The organism is Microlunatus kandeliicorticis (assembly GCF_014137855.1).
GTDB classification, from domain to species: domain Bacteria; phylum Actinomycetota; class Actinomycetes; order Propionibacteriales; family Propionibacteriaceae; genus Microlunatus; species Microlunatus kandeliicorticis.
Map to the genome: position 1 here is coordinate 285,903 of NZ_JACGWT010000005.1, position 16,497 is coordinate 302,399.

A 16,497-nucleotide genomic window follows, 5' to 3' on the forward strand; every position below is an offset into this window, starting at 1 on the left:
CCCGGGTGACGAGGCCCGCCCGCGAGCGCGGCGCCCGACACCGGCGCTCAGCGCGGGACGGCGGAGGGTCGCGCGTGATAAGCCTGCGTCATGGCTGAGGACGCCGTCGAACCCGCACCGCCGCAGGGATCCGCGACCGGGTCGGTCGAGCAGACCGACCCGCGCTGGAGGCCCAGCCCGACCAAGGTGGTGGCCGGCCTCGTGCTGCTGGCCGGCATCGTGCTGCCGCTGCTGGTCGGCACCTACGCCTCGGTGGAGCCGCGGATCCTCGGCTTCCCGTTCTTCTACGCCTACCAGCTGATCTGGGTGTTCCTGGCCGCCGGCTGCTGCGCGATCGCCTTCCTGCTGCTGCGCGCCGAGCAGCGCCGGTTCGAGGCCCGGTCGCGCGACGGCGGGACCGCGGGGACACCGGGCCAGGACGCGAGCGAGGAGCACCGATGACCGGCATCAACGGGGTGGCGCTCGCCATCCTGATCGTCCTCTTCGTCGCCGTCGCGGTGATGGGCTTCCTGGCCGCCCGCTGGCGCCGGTCCGAGACCGGGCTCGGCTCGCTCGAGGAGTGGGGCCTGGGCGGCCGCCGCTTCGGCACCTGGGTGACCTGGTTCCTGCTCGGCGGTGACCTCTACACCGCCTACACCTTCATCGCGGTGCCGGCGGCGATGTTCACCGCGGGCGCCGTCTCCGGCTTCTTCGCGGTGCCCTACACGATCGTCCTCTACCCGATCATCTTCTTCTTCCTGGCCCGGATGTGGTCGGTCGCGCACCGGCACGGGTTCGTCACCCCGGCCGACATCGTCCAGGGTCGCTACGGCAGCCGCGGGCTGAGCCTGGCCATCGCGGTCACCGGGATCCTGGCCACGATGCCCTACATCGCGCTCCAGCTGGTGGGCATCCAGGCGGTGCTCGAGGTGGTGGGCCTGGGCGGGCGGAGCGCGCTGGCCCGCGACATCCCGCTGTTCATCGCCTTCGTGGTACTGGCCGCCTACACCTACTCCTCCGGGCTCCGGGCCCCGGCCATGATCGCCGTGGTCAAGGACCTGCTGATCTACATCGTGATCATCGTCGCGGTGCTCTACCTGCCGGGCCAGTTCGGCGGCTGGCACGCGATCTTCGACGCGGCGCAGGCCAAGATGGCCACCCCGAAACCCACGGCGGCCAACCCGCAGGCGGTGACCGGGGTGTTCGTCCCCACGGCCAAGCAGTACTGGGCGTACGCGTCGCTGGCCCTCGGCTCGGCACTGGCGCTGTTCATGTACCCGCACAGCGTGACCGCCGCCCTCAGCGCCAAGGACCGCAGCACCGGCCGACGCAACGCGATGATCCTGCCGGCGTACTCGCTGCTGCTCGGGCTGCTGGCGCTGCTCGGGTTCGTGGCGATCAAGGCCGGCACCAAGCCGATCGGGCTGGACGGCAAGGTGAACCCGCAGCTGGTCATCCCCCAGCTGTTCGAGGACCACTTCCCCAGCTGGTTCGCCGGCGTCGCCTTCGCCGCGATCGCCATCGGGGCGCTGGTCCCGGCGGCGATCATGTCGATCGCCGCGGCCAACCTGTTCACCCGCAACATCTACCGGGCCTTCTTCCGCCCCGACGCCAGCGACGCCACCGAGGCCAAGGTGTCCAAGATCGTCTCGCTGCTGACCAAGCTCGGTGCGCTCGGGTTCGTGCTGCTGCTCGACAAGCAGAACGCGCTGAACTTCCAGCTGCTCGGCGGCATCTGGATCCTGCAGACGCTGCCCAGCGTGGTGATCGGGCTGTTCACCCGCTGGTTCCACCGCTGGGCGCTGCTCGCCGGCTGGGCCGTCGGGATGGTCTACGGCACGGTCACCGCCTACGGCGGCTGCACGGCCTGCACGGCCAGCACCCACTTCGGCAACTCGCTGGCGGTGGTCCCCGGGCTCGGTCAGGCGGGCTACATCGGCTTCACCGCGCTGCTGCTCAACCTGGTGGTGGCGGCGGTGCTGACGCTGATCCTGCGGGCCGCCAAGGTGTCGAACGGCACCGACATCACCCGTCCCGCCGACTACTTCGCCGACGCCGGTGACCGCGGGGTGGCGCAGCAGCTGGACGTCCGCGGCTCGATCCACTGAGCGCGGTCCGCGCTCAGCGGGAGCGCGGATTCCGCGATGCGGACCCGCCGGTGGCAGAATGGTCGGCTGGTCCGCAGCACGACCAGCACGAACGAGGAGGAGCACATGGGCAAGACCGGCCGCAAGCGCCGCGCCCGCAGGAAGAAGGGCGCGAACCACGGCAAGCGCCCCAACGCCTGAGGACGTCGCCGTCACGTGACGAGACCCTCCCGACCGGCCGGTCGGGAGGGTCTCGTCGTTCGTGCTGAAGCGGTGTCAGGACTCGCGGAGCGTCACCTGGGTGCGGGTGATCTTGGCCATCACCTTGAGCCGCAGGTGGTCGGGCGCGACGTCCCCACCACAGCACCGGGCCACCAGCGACTTGAGCGCCTGCTCGGCGTCGAAGGTCTCCAGGCAGGGTTCGCAGGCCGCCAGGTGGGCCCGGATCCGGTCGCCGTCGGCGTGCTCGATCTCATGGTCGAGGAACTCGTAGACCTTGGCCAGCACCGTCTCGCAGTCGTCGGAGTGCAGCGCCGCGTCGGGATCGTCCGGGTCCCCGCCGTGGTCGTGTGCGTGGTCGTGTGCCTGGTCGTGTGCGTGTCCGCTGCTCATGCCTTCACCCCTTCCCGCGCGTCCTCCTCGCGGAGCAGGCCCCGCTCGCGGGCGTAGTCGCCGAGCCGGGTCCGCAACTGCTTGCGCCCCCGGTTGAGCCGCGACATCACGGTGCCGATCGGCGTCCCCATGATCTCGGCGATCTCCTTGTAGGAGAAGCCCTCGACGTCGGCCAGGAACACCGCGAGCCGGAAGTCCGGAGCCAGCGCTCCCAGTGCTTCCTTGACGTCGGTGTCGGGCAGGTTCTCCAGCGCCTCGACCTCGGCGGACTTGAGCCCCGAGGAGGTGTGCGACTCGGCGCGGGCGAGCTGCCAGTCCTCGACGTCGGCACCGTCGGAGATCTGCGGCTGGCGCTGACGCTTCCGGTAGGTGTTGATGTAGGTGTTGGTCAGGATCCGGTAGAGCCAGGCCTTGAGGTTCGTCCCGGGCCGGAACTGGTGGAACGAGGAGTAGGCCTTCGCGAAGGTCTCCTGGACCAGGTCCTCGGCGTCGGACGGGTTGCGGGTCATCCGCAGCGCCGCCGCGTAGAGCTGGTTCAGGTAGCCGAGGGCGTCGGCCTCGAACCGGGCGTCGCGCTCGGCGTCGGTCTCGTCCGGCGTCTCCTGCCCGGCGCGGTCGAGATCCTCCGGGTCGTCGAGCTCCACCGGATCGACGTCGCTGCGCCCGGGCAGGGTCGCGGAACGGTCGGGGTCGTCGGCCGTGGTGGGTGAGCCAGCGGGAATCGTCATCAGGTACGAGCGTACCGGCGAGTCCGGACCCACCACCGACGTGCTGCCGCCCACGCTGGTCGGCCTGGTCGCCGGGCGTTCGAGGGTCTGCATCACGCCCGGTTCAACACGGGCCGCGGCTCGGGGTATTCCCGGCCGCGCGGGTGGCGCGGGCTCAGCCGGCCAGCACGAACCGGGCGACCTCGTCGGTCAGCAGGGCACGCAGCTCGGGCAGCCCGAACGGCGCGCCGTCCCGGTCGGCCCGGCGCGGCAGCTTCATCCCGTGGTCCGCCCCCGGGATCCGCACCAGCCGGACGGCCCCGGCGCCCGGGCCGATCGTCGCGGCCAGCTCGTCGGCGGTGCCGAAGGTGTCGCGCTCGCCCTGGCAGACCAGGCGCGGGACGTCCGGTGCGAGCAGCTCGTGCGCGCGCGACTTCTCCGGTCGCCCGGGCAGGTGCAGCGGGAACGCGCAGCACACCACGCCACGCACCCGGCCGGCCAGCGGGCCCTCGGCGGCGGTCCGGCAGGCCACTCGGGCCCCGGCGCTCCGGCCGCCCGTCCACAGCGGGAGGGCCGGGTCCCAGCCGGGGACGGCGACCCGCCCGTCGAGCACCGCACCGACCGCGTCGTCCCAGGCCGCGTCGAGCCGCGGGGCCCGGACGGCGACCCGGCCGCCGGCGGTGCGCCAGGGCTGCTCGAACCGCACCACGCTGATCCCGCGGAACGGCAGGCCGGCGGCCAGCACGGTGAGGTCGACCGCGCCGACGCCGCCGCCGGCGCCGTGCCCGAGCACCAGCACCGCGCGCGGGTCCGGCGCGGGCGAGGCGAAGAAGCGGCCCGGCCCCTCGGACGTGTCGACCGTGACCGGCTCCGGGTCGCCGTCGCCCTGCCAGTCGAGGTCGCCCTGCCGGTCGAGGTCGCCCTGCCGGTCGAGGTCGCGGGCCCGGTCAGAAGAGCGCATCGGCGCCGCCGTCGGTGGTTCCGGCCGACCCCGTCCCGCTCGCCGTGGCGGCCTCCTCGGGGATCGGCTCGACCAACCCGGGGTGGTTGTTCTGCACGCTGTTCACCTCGGTGGAGACGGCGTGGACCTCGAGCGCCGTCGGCTGGATGACGGTGAGCAGCTCGCGGGCCGCCGCCGGGTCGGTGCGGTGCGGGTCGAGCCAGGCGTCCCAGGTCTCCGGGGTCAGCACCATCGGCATCCGGTCGTGGATGTGGCCGACCGCGTCGGTGGCCCGGGTGGTGATCACCGTGCAGGTGCGGAGCCAGGCGGTGTCGTCGTCGCGGTCCTTGGTCGGGTCGCGCCAGATCTCGTACAGCCCGGCCATGGCCAGCCGGCCGCCGTCGGCGCGACGGATGAAGAACGGCTGCTTGACCGGCTTGCCGCGGGCGTTGCGGCGCTCGGTCTCGTACCACTCGTAGTAGCCGTCGGCGGGCAGCAGGCACCGGCGGGCACCACAGGCCTTCTTGAAGGCCGGCTTCTCGGCGATGGTCTCCACCCGGGCGTTGATCATCCGGGCGCCGACGCCGCGGTCCTTGGCCCAGGACGGCACCAGCCCCCAGGTCAGCGGGCTGAGCCGCCGACGGGTCTCACCGGTGTCGCGGGACACCCTTTCGAGCACCGCGGGGACCGCCACCGTCGGGGCCACGTTGTAGTCCGGGCCCGGCAGGGTGCCGAGGATCTCGTCGATGTCGAACTCCTCGACCAGGTCGTCGGTGTTCGCCGAGGAGGCGTAGCGGCCGCACATGGCTCCGACGGTAGCGGGAGGCTCCGACGTCGCGGGAGGCTCGGACCTGCACGCCGTTCCGGGCAGCCGCAGCCCGGCGCGGTAGGCCCGTTCTGGTACAACAAGGGCCATGAGTCTTCTGCGCGCCGTCGCCCGGCCGATGCTGGCGAGCTACTTCGTGGTGAGTGGCATCAAGGCCATCCGCAACCCCCAGGCGCTGGTCGCCGAGGCCGAGCCGGTGGCCGACAAGCTCGTCCCGGTGATCAAGCGGGTCGCGCCCGACGAGATCAGCGGCCGGATCCCCGAGGACACCGCCACCCTGGTGCGAATCGACGGCGTCGTGCAGGTGGTCGGCGGTCTCGCGCTGGCCACCGGCAAGGGGCGCCGGGTCGGCGCGCTGCTGCTGGCCGCCTCGCTGATCCCGGCGACCTGGGCCCGGCACCCGTTCTGGAGCCGCTCGGACGCCGAGGAGAAGGCCGCCGACCGCGCGCACTTCCTCAAGAACGTCTCGCTGCTCGGCGGGGTGCTGCTCGCCTCGGCCGACACCGAGGGCAAGCCGAGCCTGGTCTGGCGGGCGCAGGCCGGTACCGACCGTGCGGCGCGGAAGACCCGCAAGGCCGGCAAGAAGGCCAAGCGCGCGCTGACCGGGAGCTCGAGCTCGGTCGCCGACACCCTGGGCGACGCCGGCAAGTCGCTGAGCAAGAACACCCAGCACCTCGCCGAGCTGGCCACGGTGGGCGGCGTCGGTCTGGTGCACGAGGTGGCCAAGCAGAGCCGCCGGTCGCGCAAGAAGGCCGCCAAGCAGGCCAAGAAGTCCTCGAAGCGGGCCGCCGAGCTCGCCGCCGAGGCCCGCAAGATCGCCGAGAAGCAGGCCAAGCGCGCGGCCAAGAAGACCAAGCACCTGCGCAAGGACGTCGGCAAGCAGGTCGGCGAGCTCGCCTCGGTGGCCCAGGACCAGGCCAAGACCCTGCAGAAGACCGCGGGGAAGCAGGCCCAGTCGATCGCCAAGGACGTCAGCAAGAACGCCGGGAAGCTGGCCGACAACATCCACCTCGGCGCCAACTGAGCCCGGCACCCCGCCGCTGCGCGCTACGGAGGCGATCAGCACCGTCATCGGTGCGGATCGCCCCCGTTCGCGTTCCGTGCGTCTCGTTAGACTCCGCCGGGTGACGGAACCGACCGCGACGACCCAGACGAGCTCCGAGCCGGGAGTCGGTCCGCAGCCGTGGGCCGCGCCGATCGCGACCGTGCCGGTGCGGGCCACCGTCCGGGTGCCGGGCTCGAAGTCGGAGACCGCACGGGCGCTGGTGCTGGCCGCGCTGGCCGACCGCCCCTCGACGATCACCAACGGCCTGGACGCCCGCGACACCCGGCTGATGCGCGACGGGCTGCGCGCGCTCGGCGTCCGGATCGACGACGGCGACGGCCACGACGCCCCGGTCTGGACGGTCACCCCGCCCGAGCGGTTCACCGCCGGGGCCACCATCGACTGCGGGCTGGCCGGCACCGTGATGCGCTTCCTGCCCCCGCTGGCCGCGCTGGCCGAGGGCCGCACCTCCTTCGACGGGGACGAGGCGGCCCGGGTCCGGCCGATGGCCGGGCTGTTCGACGGTCTCGCCGACGCCGGCGCGCACGTCGAGCCGATCGGCGAGGGCAACCGCGGCGGGCTGCCGTTCGCGGTCACCGGGCGCCCGGACCTGCCCGGCGGCGTGATCACGATCGACGCGAGCGCCTCGAGCCAATTCGTCTCCGGGCTGTTGATGATCGGGGCCCGGCTGGCCGGCGGGCTCGACCTCCGCCACGTCAGCCAGACCGGCGCCGCGGTGCCCAGCGCACCCAACATCGCGATGACCGTGGCGCACCTGCGCGAGCGGGGCGTCCAGGTCGACGACAGCCGGCCGGACCACTGGATCGTCTCCCCCGGCCCGGTCGCCGCCCGTGACGTCACCATCGGCCCGGACCTGGCCAACGCCGCGCCGTTCCTGGCCGCCGCGGCCGTCACCGGCGGCCGGGTGACCGTGCCGGACTGGCCCGAGCGCACCGACCAGCCGGGCGACCGGATCCAGGAGGTGCTGGCCCTGTTCGGCGCCGAGGTGGCGCTGGACGCCGACGGGCTCACCGTGACGGGCACCGACCAGCTGCACGCGGTCGACCTCGACCTCTCCGACGCCTCCGAGCTGACCCCGGTGGTGGCGGTGCTGGCCGCCTTGGCCGACCACACCAGCCACCTCCACGGGGTCGCCCACATCCGCGGCCACGAGACCGACCGGCTCGCCGCGCTGGCCACCGACCTCGAGGCGGTCGGCGCCGGCGTCCGCGAGACCGACGACGGACTCACCGTCCACCCCAAGCTGCTCCGCAGCAGCGGCTGGCTGACCTACGCCGACCACCGGATGGCCCACGCCGGTGCCGTGCTCGGGCTGGTCATCGACGACATCGTGCTCGACGACATCGGCTGCGTGGGCAAGACGATGCCGGAGTTCCCGGTGCTGTGGCAGCGGATGCTCGACGACGCGGTCCGGGCCGACGAGGAGCTCTCCGCCTCGTGACCACCCGGGTGATCGGCGAGGACGACCACGCCCGGTTCGAGCGGCCGGGCCGCCGCAGCCGACCCCGCACCAAGGACCGCCCGGACTACTCCGACGCCGAGATCGGCGTCGTCGTCACCATCGACCGCGGTCGCTACAGCCTGCTGATGACCGAGCCCGACGGCGGCGGACAGGGCGACGCCGGAGCCGAACGACGGGTGCTGGCCACCAAGGCCCGTCAGCTCGGCCGCAAGGGCGTGATCGTCGGCGACCGGGTCCGGGTGGTCGGCGACACCTCCGGCGACGAGGGCACCCTGGCCCGGATCGTCGAGGTCACCGAGCGGACCACGGTGCTCCGCCGCACCGCCGACGACGACGACCCCTACGAGCGCCCGATCGTGGCCAACGCAGACCAGCTGGTGATCGTCACCGCCCTGGCCGACCCGCCGCCGCGGACCGGGATGATCGACCGGGTGCTGGTGGCCGGCTACGACGCCGGGCTCGACCCGGTGCTCTGCCTGACCAAGGCCGACCTGGCCGACCCCGACGAGCTGGTGGCCGCCTACGCGCCGCTCGACGTGACCATCGAGGTCACCCGGCCCGGGGCCGACCTCGACTCGCTGCGCGCCCGGCTGGCCGGCCGCGTCAGCGTGTTCGTCGGGCACTCCGGCGTCGGCAAGTCGACCTTGGTGAACGCGCTGATCCCCGGGGCCGGGCGGGCCGTCGGGCACGTCAACGAGGTGACCGGGCGGGGCCGGCAGACCTCGACCGCGGCGATCGCGCTGCGGCTCCCCGCCCACCGCCCCGGGACGGGAGCCGAGGGCCACGAGCACGGGGACGATCACCGGGACGATCACCGGGACGATCACCGGGATGATCACCGGCGCGGTCCCGAGCATGATCACGACGGGGCCGACCCCGGCTGGGTGATCGACACCCCCGGCGTGCGGTCGTTCGGGCTCAGCCACGTCACCCCGGAGCGCATCGTGGCCGCCTTCGGCGACCTCGAGGCCTACACCGCCGACTGCCCGCGCGGCTGCACCCACGGCGCCGACGAACCCGAGTGCGGACTCGACGCCGCGGCGGCCCGCGGCGACCTGTCGGCCGCGCGGCTGTCGTCGTTCCGCCGCATGATCGCCTCCGGCCGCTAGGGTCGGAGCCGTGCCCGACTCCCGTGCGCTCGCGTCCCTGACCGACGACCTGCGCCTGGCGCACCTGCTCGCCGACGACGCCGACTCGATCAGCATGAGCCGGTTCAAGGCGCTCGACCTGCACGTCACCACCAAGCCCGACCTGACCCCGGTCACCGACGCCGACACCGCCGTGGAGGAGGCGATCCGGCGGACCCTGTCGCGGGCCCGGCCGCGGGACGCCGTGCACGGCGAGGAGGGACAGGACACCGGCTGGGGTCCGCGCCGGTGGGTGATCGACCCGATCGACGGCACCAAGAACTTCGTCCGCGGCGTCCCGGTCTGGGCCACCCTGATCAGCCTGATGATCAACGACGAGTCGGTGGTCGGCGTGGTCAGCGCGCCGGCCCTCGGCCGGCGGTGGTGGGCCAGCACCGGCGGCGGCGCGTACACCGGGAAGTCGCTGATGCAGGCCAAGCCGTGCCACGTCTCCGACGTGGCCGCGGTCGAGGACGCCTCGCTCAGCTACAGCGAGATCGCCGAGTGGGTGGAGGCCGGGCAGGGCCAGGAGTTCGTCGACCTGATGCGGTCGGTCTGGCGGAGCCGCGCCTACGGCGACTTCTGGTCCTACATGCTGGTGGCCGAGGGCGCGGTCGACCTGGCCTGCGAGCCCGAGCTGGCGCTGCACGACATGGCCGCGCTGTCCGTGGTGGTGACCGAGGCCGGGGGTGCGTTCACCGACCTCGACGGCCGGCCCGGGCCCAACGGCGCCGGCGCCTACGCCAGCAACGGCCGGCTGCACGAGGACCTGCTGCGCCGGTTGCGCCCCGCGCGCTAGATTTCAGCGACCACGGCCCGCGCCGAGTCCCGGAGGTTGATCATGGAGCTGACCCACCGCGTGACGGTCGGTGCGCCGCTCGACCGGGTCACCGAGGCGCTCGAGGACCTCACCCAGGTCGCCCGCTGCTTCCCGGGGGCCGCGCTGACCTCCCGCGACGGCGACCGGATCGAGGGTGCGCTGCGGGCCAAGCTCAACACGCTCGGGCTCGCCTTCGACGGGTCGGGCACCTACGTCACCGGGACGCTCGGCGGACGCGGGGTGCTGATCACCGGCCGCGGCGACGAGCGCCGCGGCAACGGCGCGATGGCGGTCACGGTGCGGGGCACCCTGGAGGGTGACCGGACCCGGACGGTGATCACCGTCCGGACCGAGCTGGCCCTGACCGGCCGGGCCGGGCAGTTCGGCCACGGCGTGATCGCGGACGCCCACGCACGGATGCTCGACCAGTTCGCCGACCGGCTGACCGCGCGGCTGGCGGCCGGGCTGATCGCCGCCACGCCGGCGCGGGTGGAGAGCGAGCCGGTGGCCACCGGTGTCGGTCCGGCAGGCGGTGGCGCCCAGTCGGGCGGGGCGAGCGGCGTGGTGAACGCGCCGCCGGCGCCGCCGGTGGCCGAGCCGCCGCCGGTCCCGCCGGGGGCCGGGGCCGCGGAGCGACGCCAGCGCCGGGCCGGGCTGGTGGTGGCCGGCAGCCTCGCGCTGGTCGCGCTGGCGCTGGGGACGCGAGCGCTCAGTCGGCGGCGATCACCCGCAGGCTGACCGTCTCGGGCAGGTCGGTGAGCTTCTGCACCAGCTCCGGCGACAGCGCGCAGCCGACGTCGGTGGCCACGAAGCCCAGCTCGCCGCGGGTGGACAACGTCTGCTGCTCGATGTTGGCGCCGTAGTCGGCCAGGATCCCGTTGGCGGTGGCCAGCACGCCGGGCACGTTGCGGTGGATGTGCAGCAGCCGGGCCCGGGCCGCGCCGAGGTCGACCGGCTGCAGGTGCGGCAGGTTGACCGACATCGTGGTCACCCCGCCGGCGACGAAGTCGCGGAGCTTGCCGGCCACGAACCGGCCGATGTCCTCCTGCGCCTCCTCGGTGGAGCCGCCGACGTGCGGGGTGAGGATCACGTTCGGGATGCCCTGCAGGCTGGACACGAACGGGTCGCCGGCGGTCTTCGGCTCGGTGGCGAAGACGTCGACCGCGGCACCGGCGATGTGTCCGGAGAGCAGCCGGTCGCGGAGCGCGTCGTGGTCGACCAGGAAGCCGCGGCTGAGGTTGAGGAAGAGGCTGCGCGGCCGCATCAGGTCGAACTGCTCGGCGCCGAACATCCCCGCGTTGCCCTCGCGGCCGTCGACGTGCAGGGTGATCGTCTCGGCCTCGGCCAGCAGCTCCTCGAGCGTGTCGCAGCGGCGGGCGTTGCCCAGCGCCAGCTTGTCGGTGACGTCGTAGAACAGCACCCGCATCCCGAGCGACTCGGCCACCACCGACAGCTGGCTGCCGATGTTGCCGTAGCCGACGATGCCCAGGGTGCGGCCGCGGACCTCGTGCGCGCCCTTGGCCGACTTGTCCCAGACGCCGGCGTGCATGCTGGCGTTCTTGTCGGTCAGGTGCCGGGCCAGCGCGATGATCTCGGCGATCACCAGCTCGACCACGCTGCGGGTGTTCGAGAACGGCGCGTTGAACACCGCGACGCCACGGCCGGCGGCGGCGGCCAGGTCGATCTGGTTGGTGCCTATGCAGAAGGCGCCGACGGCCAGCAGGTCGGGGGCGGCGGCCAGCACCTCGGCGGTCACCGTGGTCTTCGACCGGATCCCCAGCAGGTCGACGCCGGGCAGCGAGGCGATCAGCTCGTCGGTGTCGAGTGCGCCCTTGCGGGTCTCGATCTCGAACCCGCGCTCACCGAGCAGCCGCTCGGCCTCGGCGTGGATGTTCTCCAGGAGCAGCGCCTTCACGGCGCTCAGTCTAGGAAGCCGGCGCCGCGACCCCGGGGACGATCTCAGCCGCTGACGCGCACCAGCTCGCGGTAGGCCGGCATCCCGGCGCGGCCGGTCGCCGCCAGCAGCGCGACCAGGCAGGCCTCGGTGAACACGTCGGCGGCGGCCCCGAGCAGCGCGTTGAACGCCCCGAGCGCGGCGTAGGGGTCGGCCGGCGGTGCGACCCGGCCGGAACCGAGCGCGAACACGGTGTCGCCGTCGGAGAGCGTGTGCACCGGCGCCACCGCCCGGGCCATCCCGTCGTGCCCGAGCAGGGACACCCGGCGGGCCTGCGCCTTGGTCAGGGTCGCGTCGGTGAGCACCACCCCGATGGTGGTGTTGAACCCGCGGGCGGCCGTCTCGACGGCCGCGGCGAGCGCGGCCCGCTCGTCGGCGGTCGGATCGGGCAGCCGACGCTCGCGGTCGGCCCACAGCCGCCCGTCGGGCGAGAGCGGCGAGCCGGCGGCGTTGACCACCACCGCAGCGCCGACCGAGACCCCGGTGTCCAGCACACGTTCGGCGTACCCGAAGCCGCCCTTGAGCCCGCCGCAGCGCGCCCCGGTGCCGGCCCCGACGCTGCCGGTGGCCGGCTCGCTCCCCGCCTCGAGCGCGGCGTCCAGCGCCCGGCGGCCGAACCCGGCGTCCGGACGGTGGCCGAAGACGCCGCCACGGCCGAGGTCGAAGATCACCGCGGCCGGGACGATCGGCACCACCTGTCCGGGGCCGGGTCCGACCGGGAAGCCGCGGCCACGGGCCTCGAGCCCGGCCACCACCCCGTCGGCCGCCGCCAGCCCGTAGGCGCTGCCGCCGGTGAGCACCACCGCGTCGACCCGGTCGACCAGCGTGGACGGGTCGAGCAGGTCGGTCTCGCGGGTGCCCGGTCCGCCGCCCCGGACGTCCACCCCGCCGACCGCCGGCGCCAGCGCGGCGACCACCGTGGTCCCGGTCAGCCAGCCGTCGCCGTCCGCGGTGGCGTGGCCGATGCCGAACCCCGCGATCACGATGCGTCCCCGTCCGTCCGCTGCACGGCTCGATCCTCGCAGGCCGGTCCCCTGGCCCGGGAACAGAGAGCCGGGAACAGAGAGCCGGGAACACGGAGCGGCCGCCGGCGGTTGTCGTGGGTATGACTTCGACCGATGCGTCCCCGTCCCGCTCGCGTGCCGACTTCTGGTTCGACCCGCTGTGTCCGTTCTGCTGGATCACCAGCCGGTTCATCCTCGAGGTGGAGAAGGTCCGCGACGTCGACGTGGCCTTCCACGTGATGAGCCTGGCCGTGCTGAACGAGAAGGAGGACCCGACCGAGGAGGACCGGGCCAACTTCGAGCGGGCCATCGGGCCGGTGCGGGTGGCGATCGCCGCCGCCGACCGCGAGGGCGACCAGGTGCTGGCCCCGCTCTACGCCGCGATGGGGACCCGGATCCACAACCAGGGCAACAAGGACCTCGACGCGGTGATCAGCGAGTCGCTGGCCGAGGTCGGGCTGCCGGCCGAGCTGGCCTCGGCGGCCACCAGCACCGAGTTCGACGAGAAGCTGCGGGCCAGCCACCACGCCGGGATGGACCAGGTGGGCCAGGGTGTCGGCACGCCGACGATCGTGATCAACGGGGTCGCCTTCTTCGGCCCGGTGATCACCCGGATCCCGCGCGGCGAGGAGGCCGGGAAGCTCTGGGACGCGACGGTCACGCTGGCCGGCTTCCCCTACTTCTTCGAGATCAAGCGCGAGCGCACCGACTCGCTGCACTTCGACTGATCACCGGGGCTGCACCCGGTCAGACGCACACGACCCGGGCCGGACTCGCGTCCGACCCGGGTCGTCGTGTGTCCAGAACCGACAGTGCAGCCCGCTGGGGCAGACCGTCAGAGGACGATCTCTGCCCCGGCGTCCGCGGAGGCGTAGCAGGCGTCGATGATCAGCGCCCGGGTCAGACCGACCTGGCCGCGGTGATCGGCCCAGTCGCCGGACCCCACCGTGGTGAGGAAGTCGGCCACCGCGGCGTCGTGGCCGTGGCTGGGGCCGATCGCCGGCCGCACGTCCGCCGGGACGCCGGCCAGCTGGGTCCAGACCTCGAGCGACTGGTCACCGCCGCCGGGACGGCTCCAACCGATCGTCGCGCCGCCCTCGGTGCCGTAGAGGGTGCAGTAGATCTGGTCCTCGGGGATGTAGGAGGCCCAGCTGCTCTCCAGCAACAGCGTGCTGGTCAGCCCCGGGTCGCCGGTGCTGCCACCCTCGAGCCGGACGAACGCGGTGGCCAGGTCCTCGACCTCGTAGCTGGTGTCGCCGCTACCGGTCTTGGTGCCGGCGTACCCGGTGGCCGCGCCGCGGCCGCGCGGGCCGAACTCGGCGTAGCTGGCGCCGCTGACCGCCTTGACCTCGGGCTCGCCCATCAGGTGCAGCGCGATGTCGAGCATGTGCACCCCGATGTCCATCATCGGGCCGCCGCCGGCCAGCGTCTTCTTGGTGAACCAGCTGCCCAGGCCGGGGATCCCGGAGCGGCGCAGCCAGCCCGCCTTGGCGTAGTAGATCCGGCCCAGCACCCCGGCCTCGATCAGCTTCTTGGCCTCGGTGACGTCACCCCGGCGGCGGTGGTTGAACGAGATGTCGAGCACCCGGTCGTTGCGCTCGGCCGCGGCGACCATCTCCTTGGCCCGGGTCGCGTTCTCGGCCATCGGCTTCTCGCTCAGCACGTGCAGCCCGGCGTCGAGGGCGGCGATGCTCATCGGCGCGTGCAGCGAGGTCGGGGTGCAGACGCTGATCACGTCGAGCTCGCCACGGGCGATCAGGTCGGCGTAGTCGGCGTAGCGGTGCTCGACGCCGTACTCGTCACCGAGCCGGGCCAGCGCGTCGCTCTCCATCCCGGCCAGCCCGACCAGCTCGGTGCGCGGGTCGGCCGCGTAGGCCTTCATGTGCTGCTGGCCGGCCCAGCCCAGACCGATCACGCCGGCGCGGAGGGTGTCGGCCATCAGGCGTTCCCCCGATCGAAGCGCGGAGCGGGCATGTCGACGACCGCGGGCGCGACGAAGTCGGCGTTGTCCTCCGGCGCGGCCCAGCGGACGGCGTTGGCCAGCACCCGCTGGATGTCCGGGTGGTGGTAGACGGGGTAGTCCTGGTCACCGGGCGAGAAGTAGAAGACCCGGCCCTTGCCGCGGCGGTAGCAGCAGCCGGAGCGGAAGACCTCGCCCCCGGTGAAGGTGGACAGGAAGACCTGCTCGTCGGGCTGCGGGATGTCGAAGTACTCCCCGTACATCTCCTGCTCGTCGATGACGATCGGGTGCGGCACGCCCTGGGCGATCGGGTGCGACGGCGAGACCGTCCAGACCAGCTCGGTGTCGGCGGCGTTGCGCCACTGCAGCGAGCAGGTGGTGCCCATCAGCTTCTTGAAGATCTTGGAGAAGTGCGCCGAGTGCAGCACCAGGATGCCCATGCCGCCCAGCACCCGCTGGTGCACCTTCTCCACCACGGCGTCGTCGACGTCCCCGTGGGTGGCGTGACCCCACCAGGTGATGACGTCGGTGCTGTCGAGGACCTCGTCGGTCAGCCCGTGCTCGGGCTGGTCCTGGGTGGCGGTGCGCACCTCGACGCGGTCGCCGAGGACCCGGGTCAGGCCGGCGGCGATGGCGCCGTGCATGCCCTCCGGATAGCGCTCCGCCATCGCGTCGCGGTCGCGTTCGGATCGTTCGTGGTAGTTCTCGCCCCAGACGGTGACGCGGATCGGTGAGTTCACGGGTCGCCAGTCTGCTAGAAGCTTCTGGATCGTTCCACCCCGGGTGTGTCGTGCGGCGGGACGACCCCGATTTGGGAAGCTCCCGGGCATCGGGTAACGTCTTCCGAGCCGACGCGGGGTGGAGCAGCTCGGTAGCTCGCTGGGCTCATAACCCAGAGGTCGCAGGTTCAAATCCTGCCCCCGCTACAGACGGACGAAGGGCGACACCGGACCGGTGTCGCCCTTCGTCGTTCCCGGACCCGGCCGGAGACCGAGTCAGCGGGTGATCGCGACCTCGCGGACCAGCACGTGCCCGGGGAAGCTGTTCTTCCAGCCGGCCACCTGAAGCGTGTAGCGGTGCGGACCGACGATCGGGTCGCGCACGACCGAACCCACCTCGACCCCGTCGAACAGGTAGCGGGTGCCGGTGGTGCTGGTCATGATCGTGTAGGTGTGCCACTGGGTCCAGTCGACGGCCGGCCAGAACGAGTCGACGTCGGGGCAGTTGAGGTCGGTCTTGCACCGCGCGCCGGTGGCGTGGTCGTGCGCCAGCGGGCTCTGCACGAACCGGGCCTCGGGCCAGTTCTTCTCCCCGCGCCGCGGCTCGTTCCCGGTCGGCCACATCATCACCGACATGCCGTAGCCCTGTCCGGGCACGACCTTGAGGGTGATCGAGGTGACCGCACCGGCTTCCAGGTCGTTGGGTCCGAACCAGCCGGCCGCGCCGGGACCCGAGGTGTCACCGCCGGGCAGCCGGACGTCCATCACCCCGTCGTGGGCGGAGATCGTCCAGAAGTACTTCCCCTTGCCCTCGCCGTTGCGGTACGGGTTCCAGACCCCGCGGTAGACCCGGTTGAAGTCGTCCTCGCCCGCGTCCTTGGTGAACCGGTAGCGGTAGTCGGGCTTCGGCAGCGCCACCCGGCGCGCGTCAGCGGGCAGCGGTGTGGGGGCGCGGTCCGACCCGAGCGTGGGGTCGCCGGCCGGGCGCAGCGTCCGCGGCGGGTCGGCCGGGCTGAGCACGGCGCAGCCGCCGGCCAGGGCGCTGCTCGCCGCGGTGACCAGGGCGATCACGGCGGCGGCGAGTCTCGTCGGCACCCGATCCCCCCTCCCCCGATCCAGGCACGCGATCACGCACCCTAGCGAGGAGGAGGTCGGGATTCATGCTGGACGGGCCGGGACACCGTCGGTTCACAGCCTGGACCGGAGACGTCCGGCGATCCGTTCGGTCGGACGC

Annotated in this window: 18 protein-coding genes and 1 tRNA gene; 10 read left to right on the plus strand and 9 right to left on the minus strand. The window is 73.1% G+C overall.

The window, feature by feature from the left end; genetic code table 11:
* The first annotated feature begins 90 nt into the window (after window positions 1-90).
* From FHX74_RS16010 to FHX74_RS21320, 3 genes are all read left to right on the plus strand, one after another.
* Entirely contained in the window at window positions 91-441 is a 351-nt protein-coding gene (locus FHX74_RS16010) for a DUF3311 domain-containing protein (protein WP_182561193.1), read from the plus strand.
* A complete protein-coding gene (gene mctP, locus FHX74_RS16015) occupies window positions 438-2,087 on the plus strand; it encodes a monocarboxylate uptake permease MctP (RefSeq protein WP_182561194.1) in 1,650 nt (549 codons plus the stop codon). The genes FHX74_RS16010 and mctP overlap by 4 nt, the downstream gene beginning before the upstream one ends.
* A 105-nt stretch (window positions 2,088-2,192) precedes the next feature.
* On the plus strand, window positions 2,193-2,267 hold the full coding sequence (locus FHX74_RS21320) for a 50S ribosomal protein bL37 (protein WP_369797015.1): 75 nt from the start codon (window positions 2,193-2,195) through the stop codon (window positions 2,265-2,267).
* A gap of 75 nt (window positions 2,268-2,342) precedes the next feature.
* Here FHX74_RS21320 and rsrA read toward each other — a convergent pair whose 3' ends face one another.
* From rsrA to FHX74_RS16040, 4 genes are all read right to left on the minus strand, one after another.
* The gene (gene rsrA, locus FHX74_RS16025; RefSeq protein WP_182561196.1) at window positions 2,343-2,678 is read right to left on the minus strand and encodes a mycothiol system anti-sigma-R factor; all 336 of its coding nucleotides are present in this window, start codon (window positions 2,676-2,678) and stop codon (window positions 2,343-2,345) included.
* Window positions 2,675-3,406: a sigma-70 family RNA polymerase sigma factor gene (locus tag FHX74_RS16030; protein WP_182561197.1), complete on the minus strand. Its 732-nt coding sequence runs from the start codon at window positions 3,404-3,406 to the stop codon at window positions 2,675-2,677. Before FHX74_RS16030 ends, rsrA begins: the two co-directional genes overlap by 4 nt.
* Before the next feature lie 154 nt (window positions 3,407-3,560).
* Window positions 3,561-4,346, minus strand: coding sequence for an alpha/beta hydrolase family protein (locus FHX74_RS16035; RefSeq protein WP_182561198.1), 786 nt, complete (start codon window positions 4,344-4,346; stop codon window positions 3,561-3,563).
* Window positions 4,333-5,130, minus strand: coding sequence for an SOS response-associated peptidase (locus FHX74_RS16040; RefSeq protein WP_182561199.1), 798 nt, complete (start codon window positions 5,128-5,130; stop codon window positions 4,333-4,335). The genes FHX74_RS16035 and FHX74_RS16040 overlap by 14 nt, the downstream gene beginning before the upstream one ends.
* A gap of 109 nt (window positions 5,131-5,239) precedes the next feature.
* Between FHX74_RS16040 and FHX74_RS16045 the strand changes: the two genes are divergently transcribed.
* From FHX74_RS16045 to FHX74_RS16065, 5 genes are all read left to right on the plus strand, one after another.
* Window positions 5,240-6,175: a DoxX family protein gene (locus FHX74_RS16045; RefSeq protein WP_182561200.1), complete on the plus strand. Its 936-nt coding sequence runs from the start codon at window positions 5,240-5,242 to the stop codon at window positions 6,173-6,175.
* 100 nt (window positions 6,176-6,275) lie between these two features.
* A complete protein-coding gene (gene aroA, locus FHX74_RS16050; RefSeq protein ID WP_182561201.1) occupies window positions 6,276-7,658 on the plus strand; it encodes a 3-phosphoshikimate 1-carboxyvinyltransferase in 1,383 nt (460 codons plus the stop codon).
* Entirely contained in the window at window positions 7,655-8,788 is a 1,134-nt protein-coding gene (rsgA, locus tag FHX74_RS16055) for a ribosome small subunit-dependent GTPase A (RefSeq protein WP_182561202.1), read from the plus strand. The genes aroA and rsgA overlap by 4 nt, the downstream gene beginning before the upstream one ends.
* Before the next feature lie 10 nt (window positions 8,789-8,798).
* Entirely contained in the window at window positions 8,799-9,605 is an 807-nt protein-coding gene (locus tag FHX74_RS16060; RefSeq protein WP_182561203.1) for an inositol monophosphatase family protein, read from the plus strand.
* Between the two features lie 42 nt (window positions 9,606-9,647).
* Window positions 9,648-10,364: an SRPBCC domain-containing protein gene (locus tag FHX74_RS16065; RefSeq protein WP_182561204.1), complete on the plus strand. Its 717-nt coding sequence runs from the start codon at window positions 9,648-9,650 to the stop codon at window positions 10,362-10,364.
* On the opposite strand, the gene serA is transcribed toward FHX74_RS16065, so the two are convergent.
* Together serA and FHX74_RS16075 are read right to left on the minus strand one after the other, a co-directional pair.
* Window positions 10,336-11,541 (minus strand): phosphoglycerate dehydrogenase, encoded by a 1,206-nt coding sequence (gene serA / locus FHX74_RS16070; protein ID WP_182561205.1) that lies wholly within the window; start codon window positions 11,539-11,541, stop codon window positions 10,336-10,338. The two genes, FHX74_RS16065 and serA, sit on opposite strands and share 29 nt — an antisense overlap.
* A 44-nt stretch (window positions 11,542-11,585) precedes the next feature.
* Window positions 11,586-12,563: a P1 family peptidase gene (locus FHX74_RS16075; RefSeq protein WP_220484059.1), complete on the minus strand. Its 978-nt coding sequence runs from the start codon at window positions 12,561-12,563 to the stop codon at window positions 11,586-11,588.
* Window positions 12,564-12,685: 122 nt separating this feature from the next.
* On the opposite strand from FHX74_RS16075, the gene FHX74_RS16080 reads away from it, so the two are divergent.
* Window positions 12,686-13,312: a mycothiol-dependent nitroreductase Rv2466c family protein gene (locus FHX74_RS16080; RefSeq protein ID WP_182561206.1), complete on the plus strand. Its 627-nt coding sequence runs from the start codon at window positions 12,686-12,688 to the stop codon at window positions 13,310-13,312.
* A 107-nt stretch (window positions 13,313-13,419) separates the two neighbouring features.
* On the opposite strand, the gene FHX74_RS16085 is transcribed toward FHX74_RS16080, so the two are convergent.
* Both FHX74_RS16085 and FHX74_RS16090 read right to left on the minus strand, forming a co-directional pair.
* Complete coding sequence (locus FHX74_RS16085) at window positions 13,420-14,523, minus strand: Gfo/Idh/MocA family protein (protein ID WP_182561207.1); 1,104 nt, start codon at window positions 14,521-14,523, stop codon at window positions 13,420-13,422.
* Entirely contained in the window at window positions 14,523-15,284 is a 762-nt protein-coding gene (locus FHX74_RS16090) for a ThuA domain-containing protein (protein WP_328823863.1), read from the minus strand. The genes FHX74_RS16085 and FHX74_RS16090 overlap by 1 nt, the downstream gene beginning before the upstream one ends.
* 112 nt (window positions 15,285-15,396) lie before the next feature.
* On the opposite strand from FHX74_RS16090, the gene FHX74_RS16095 reads away from it, so the two are divergent.
* A tRNA-Met gene (locus tag FHX74_RS16095) sits at window positions 15,397-15,470 on the plus strand.
* Window positions 15,471-15,539: 69 nt separating this feature from the next.
* Here the strand turns inward: FHX74_RS16095 and FHX74_RS16100 are convergent.
* Entirely contained in the window at window positions 15,540-16,358 is an 819-nt protein-coding gene (locus FHX74_RS16100; protein ID WP_182561209.1) for a LamG domain-containing protein, read from the minus strand.
* Between the last annotated feature and the right edge of the window lie 139 nt (window positions 16,359-16,497).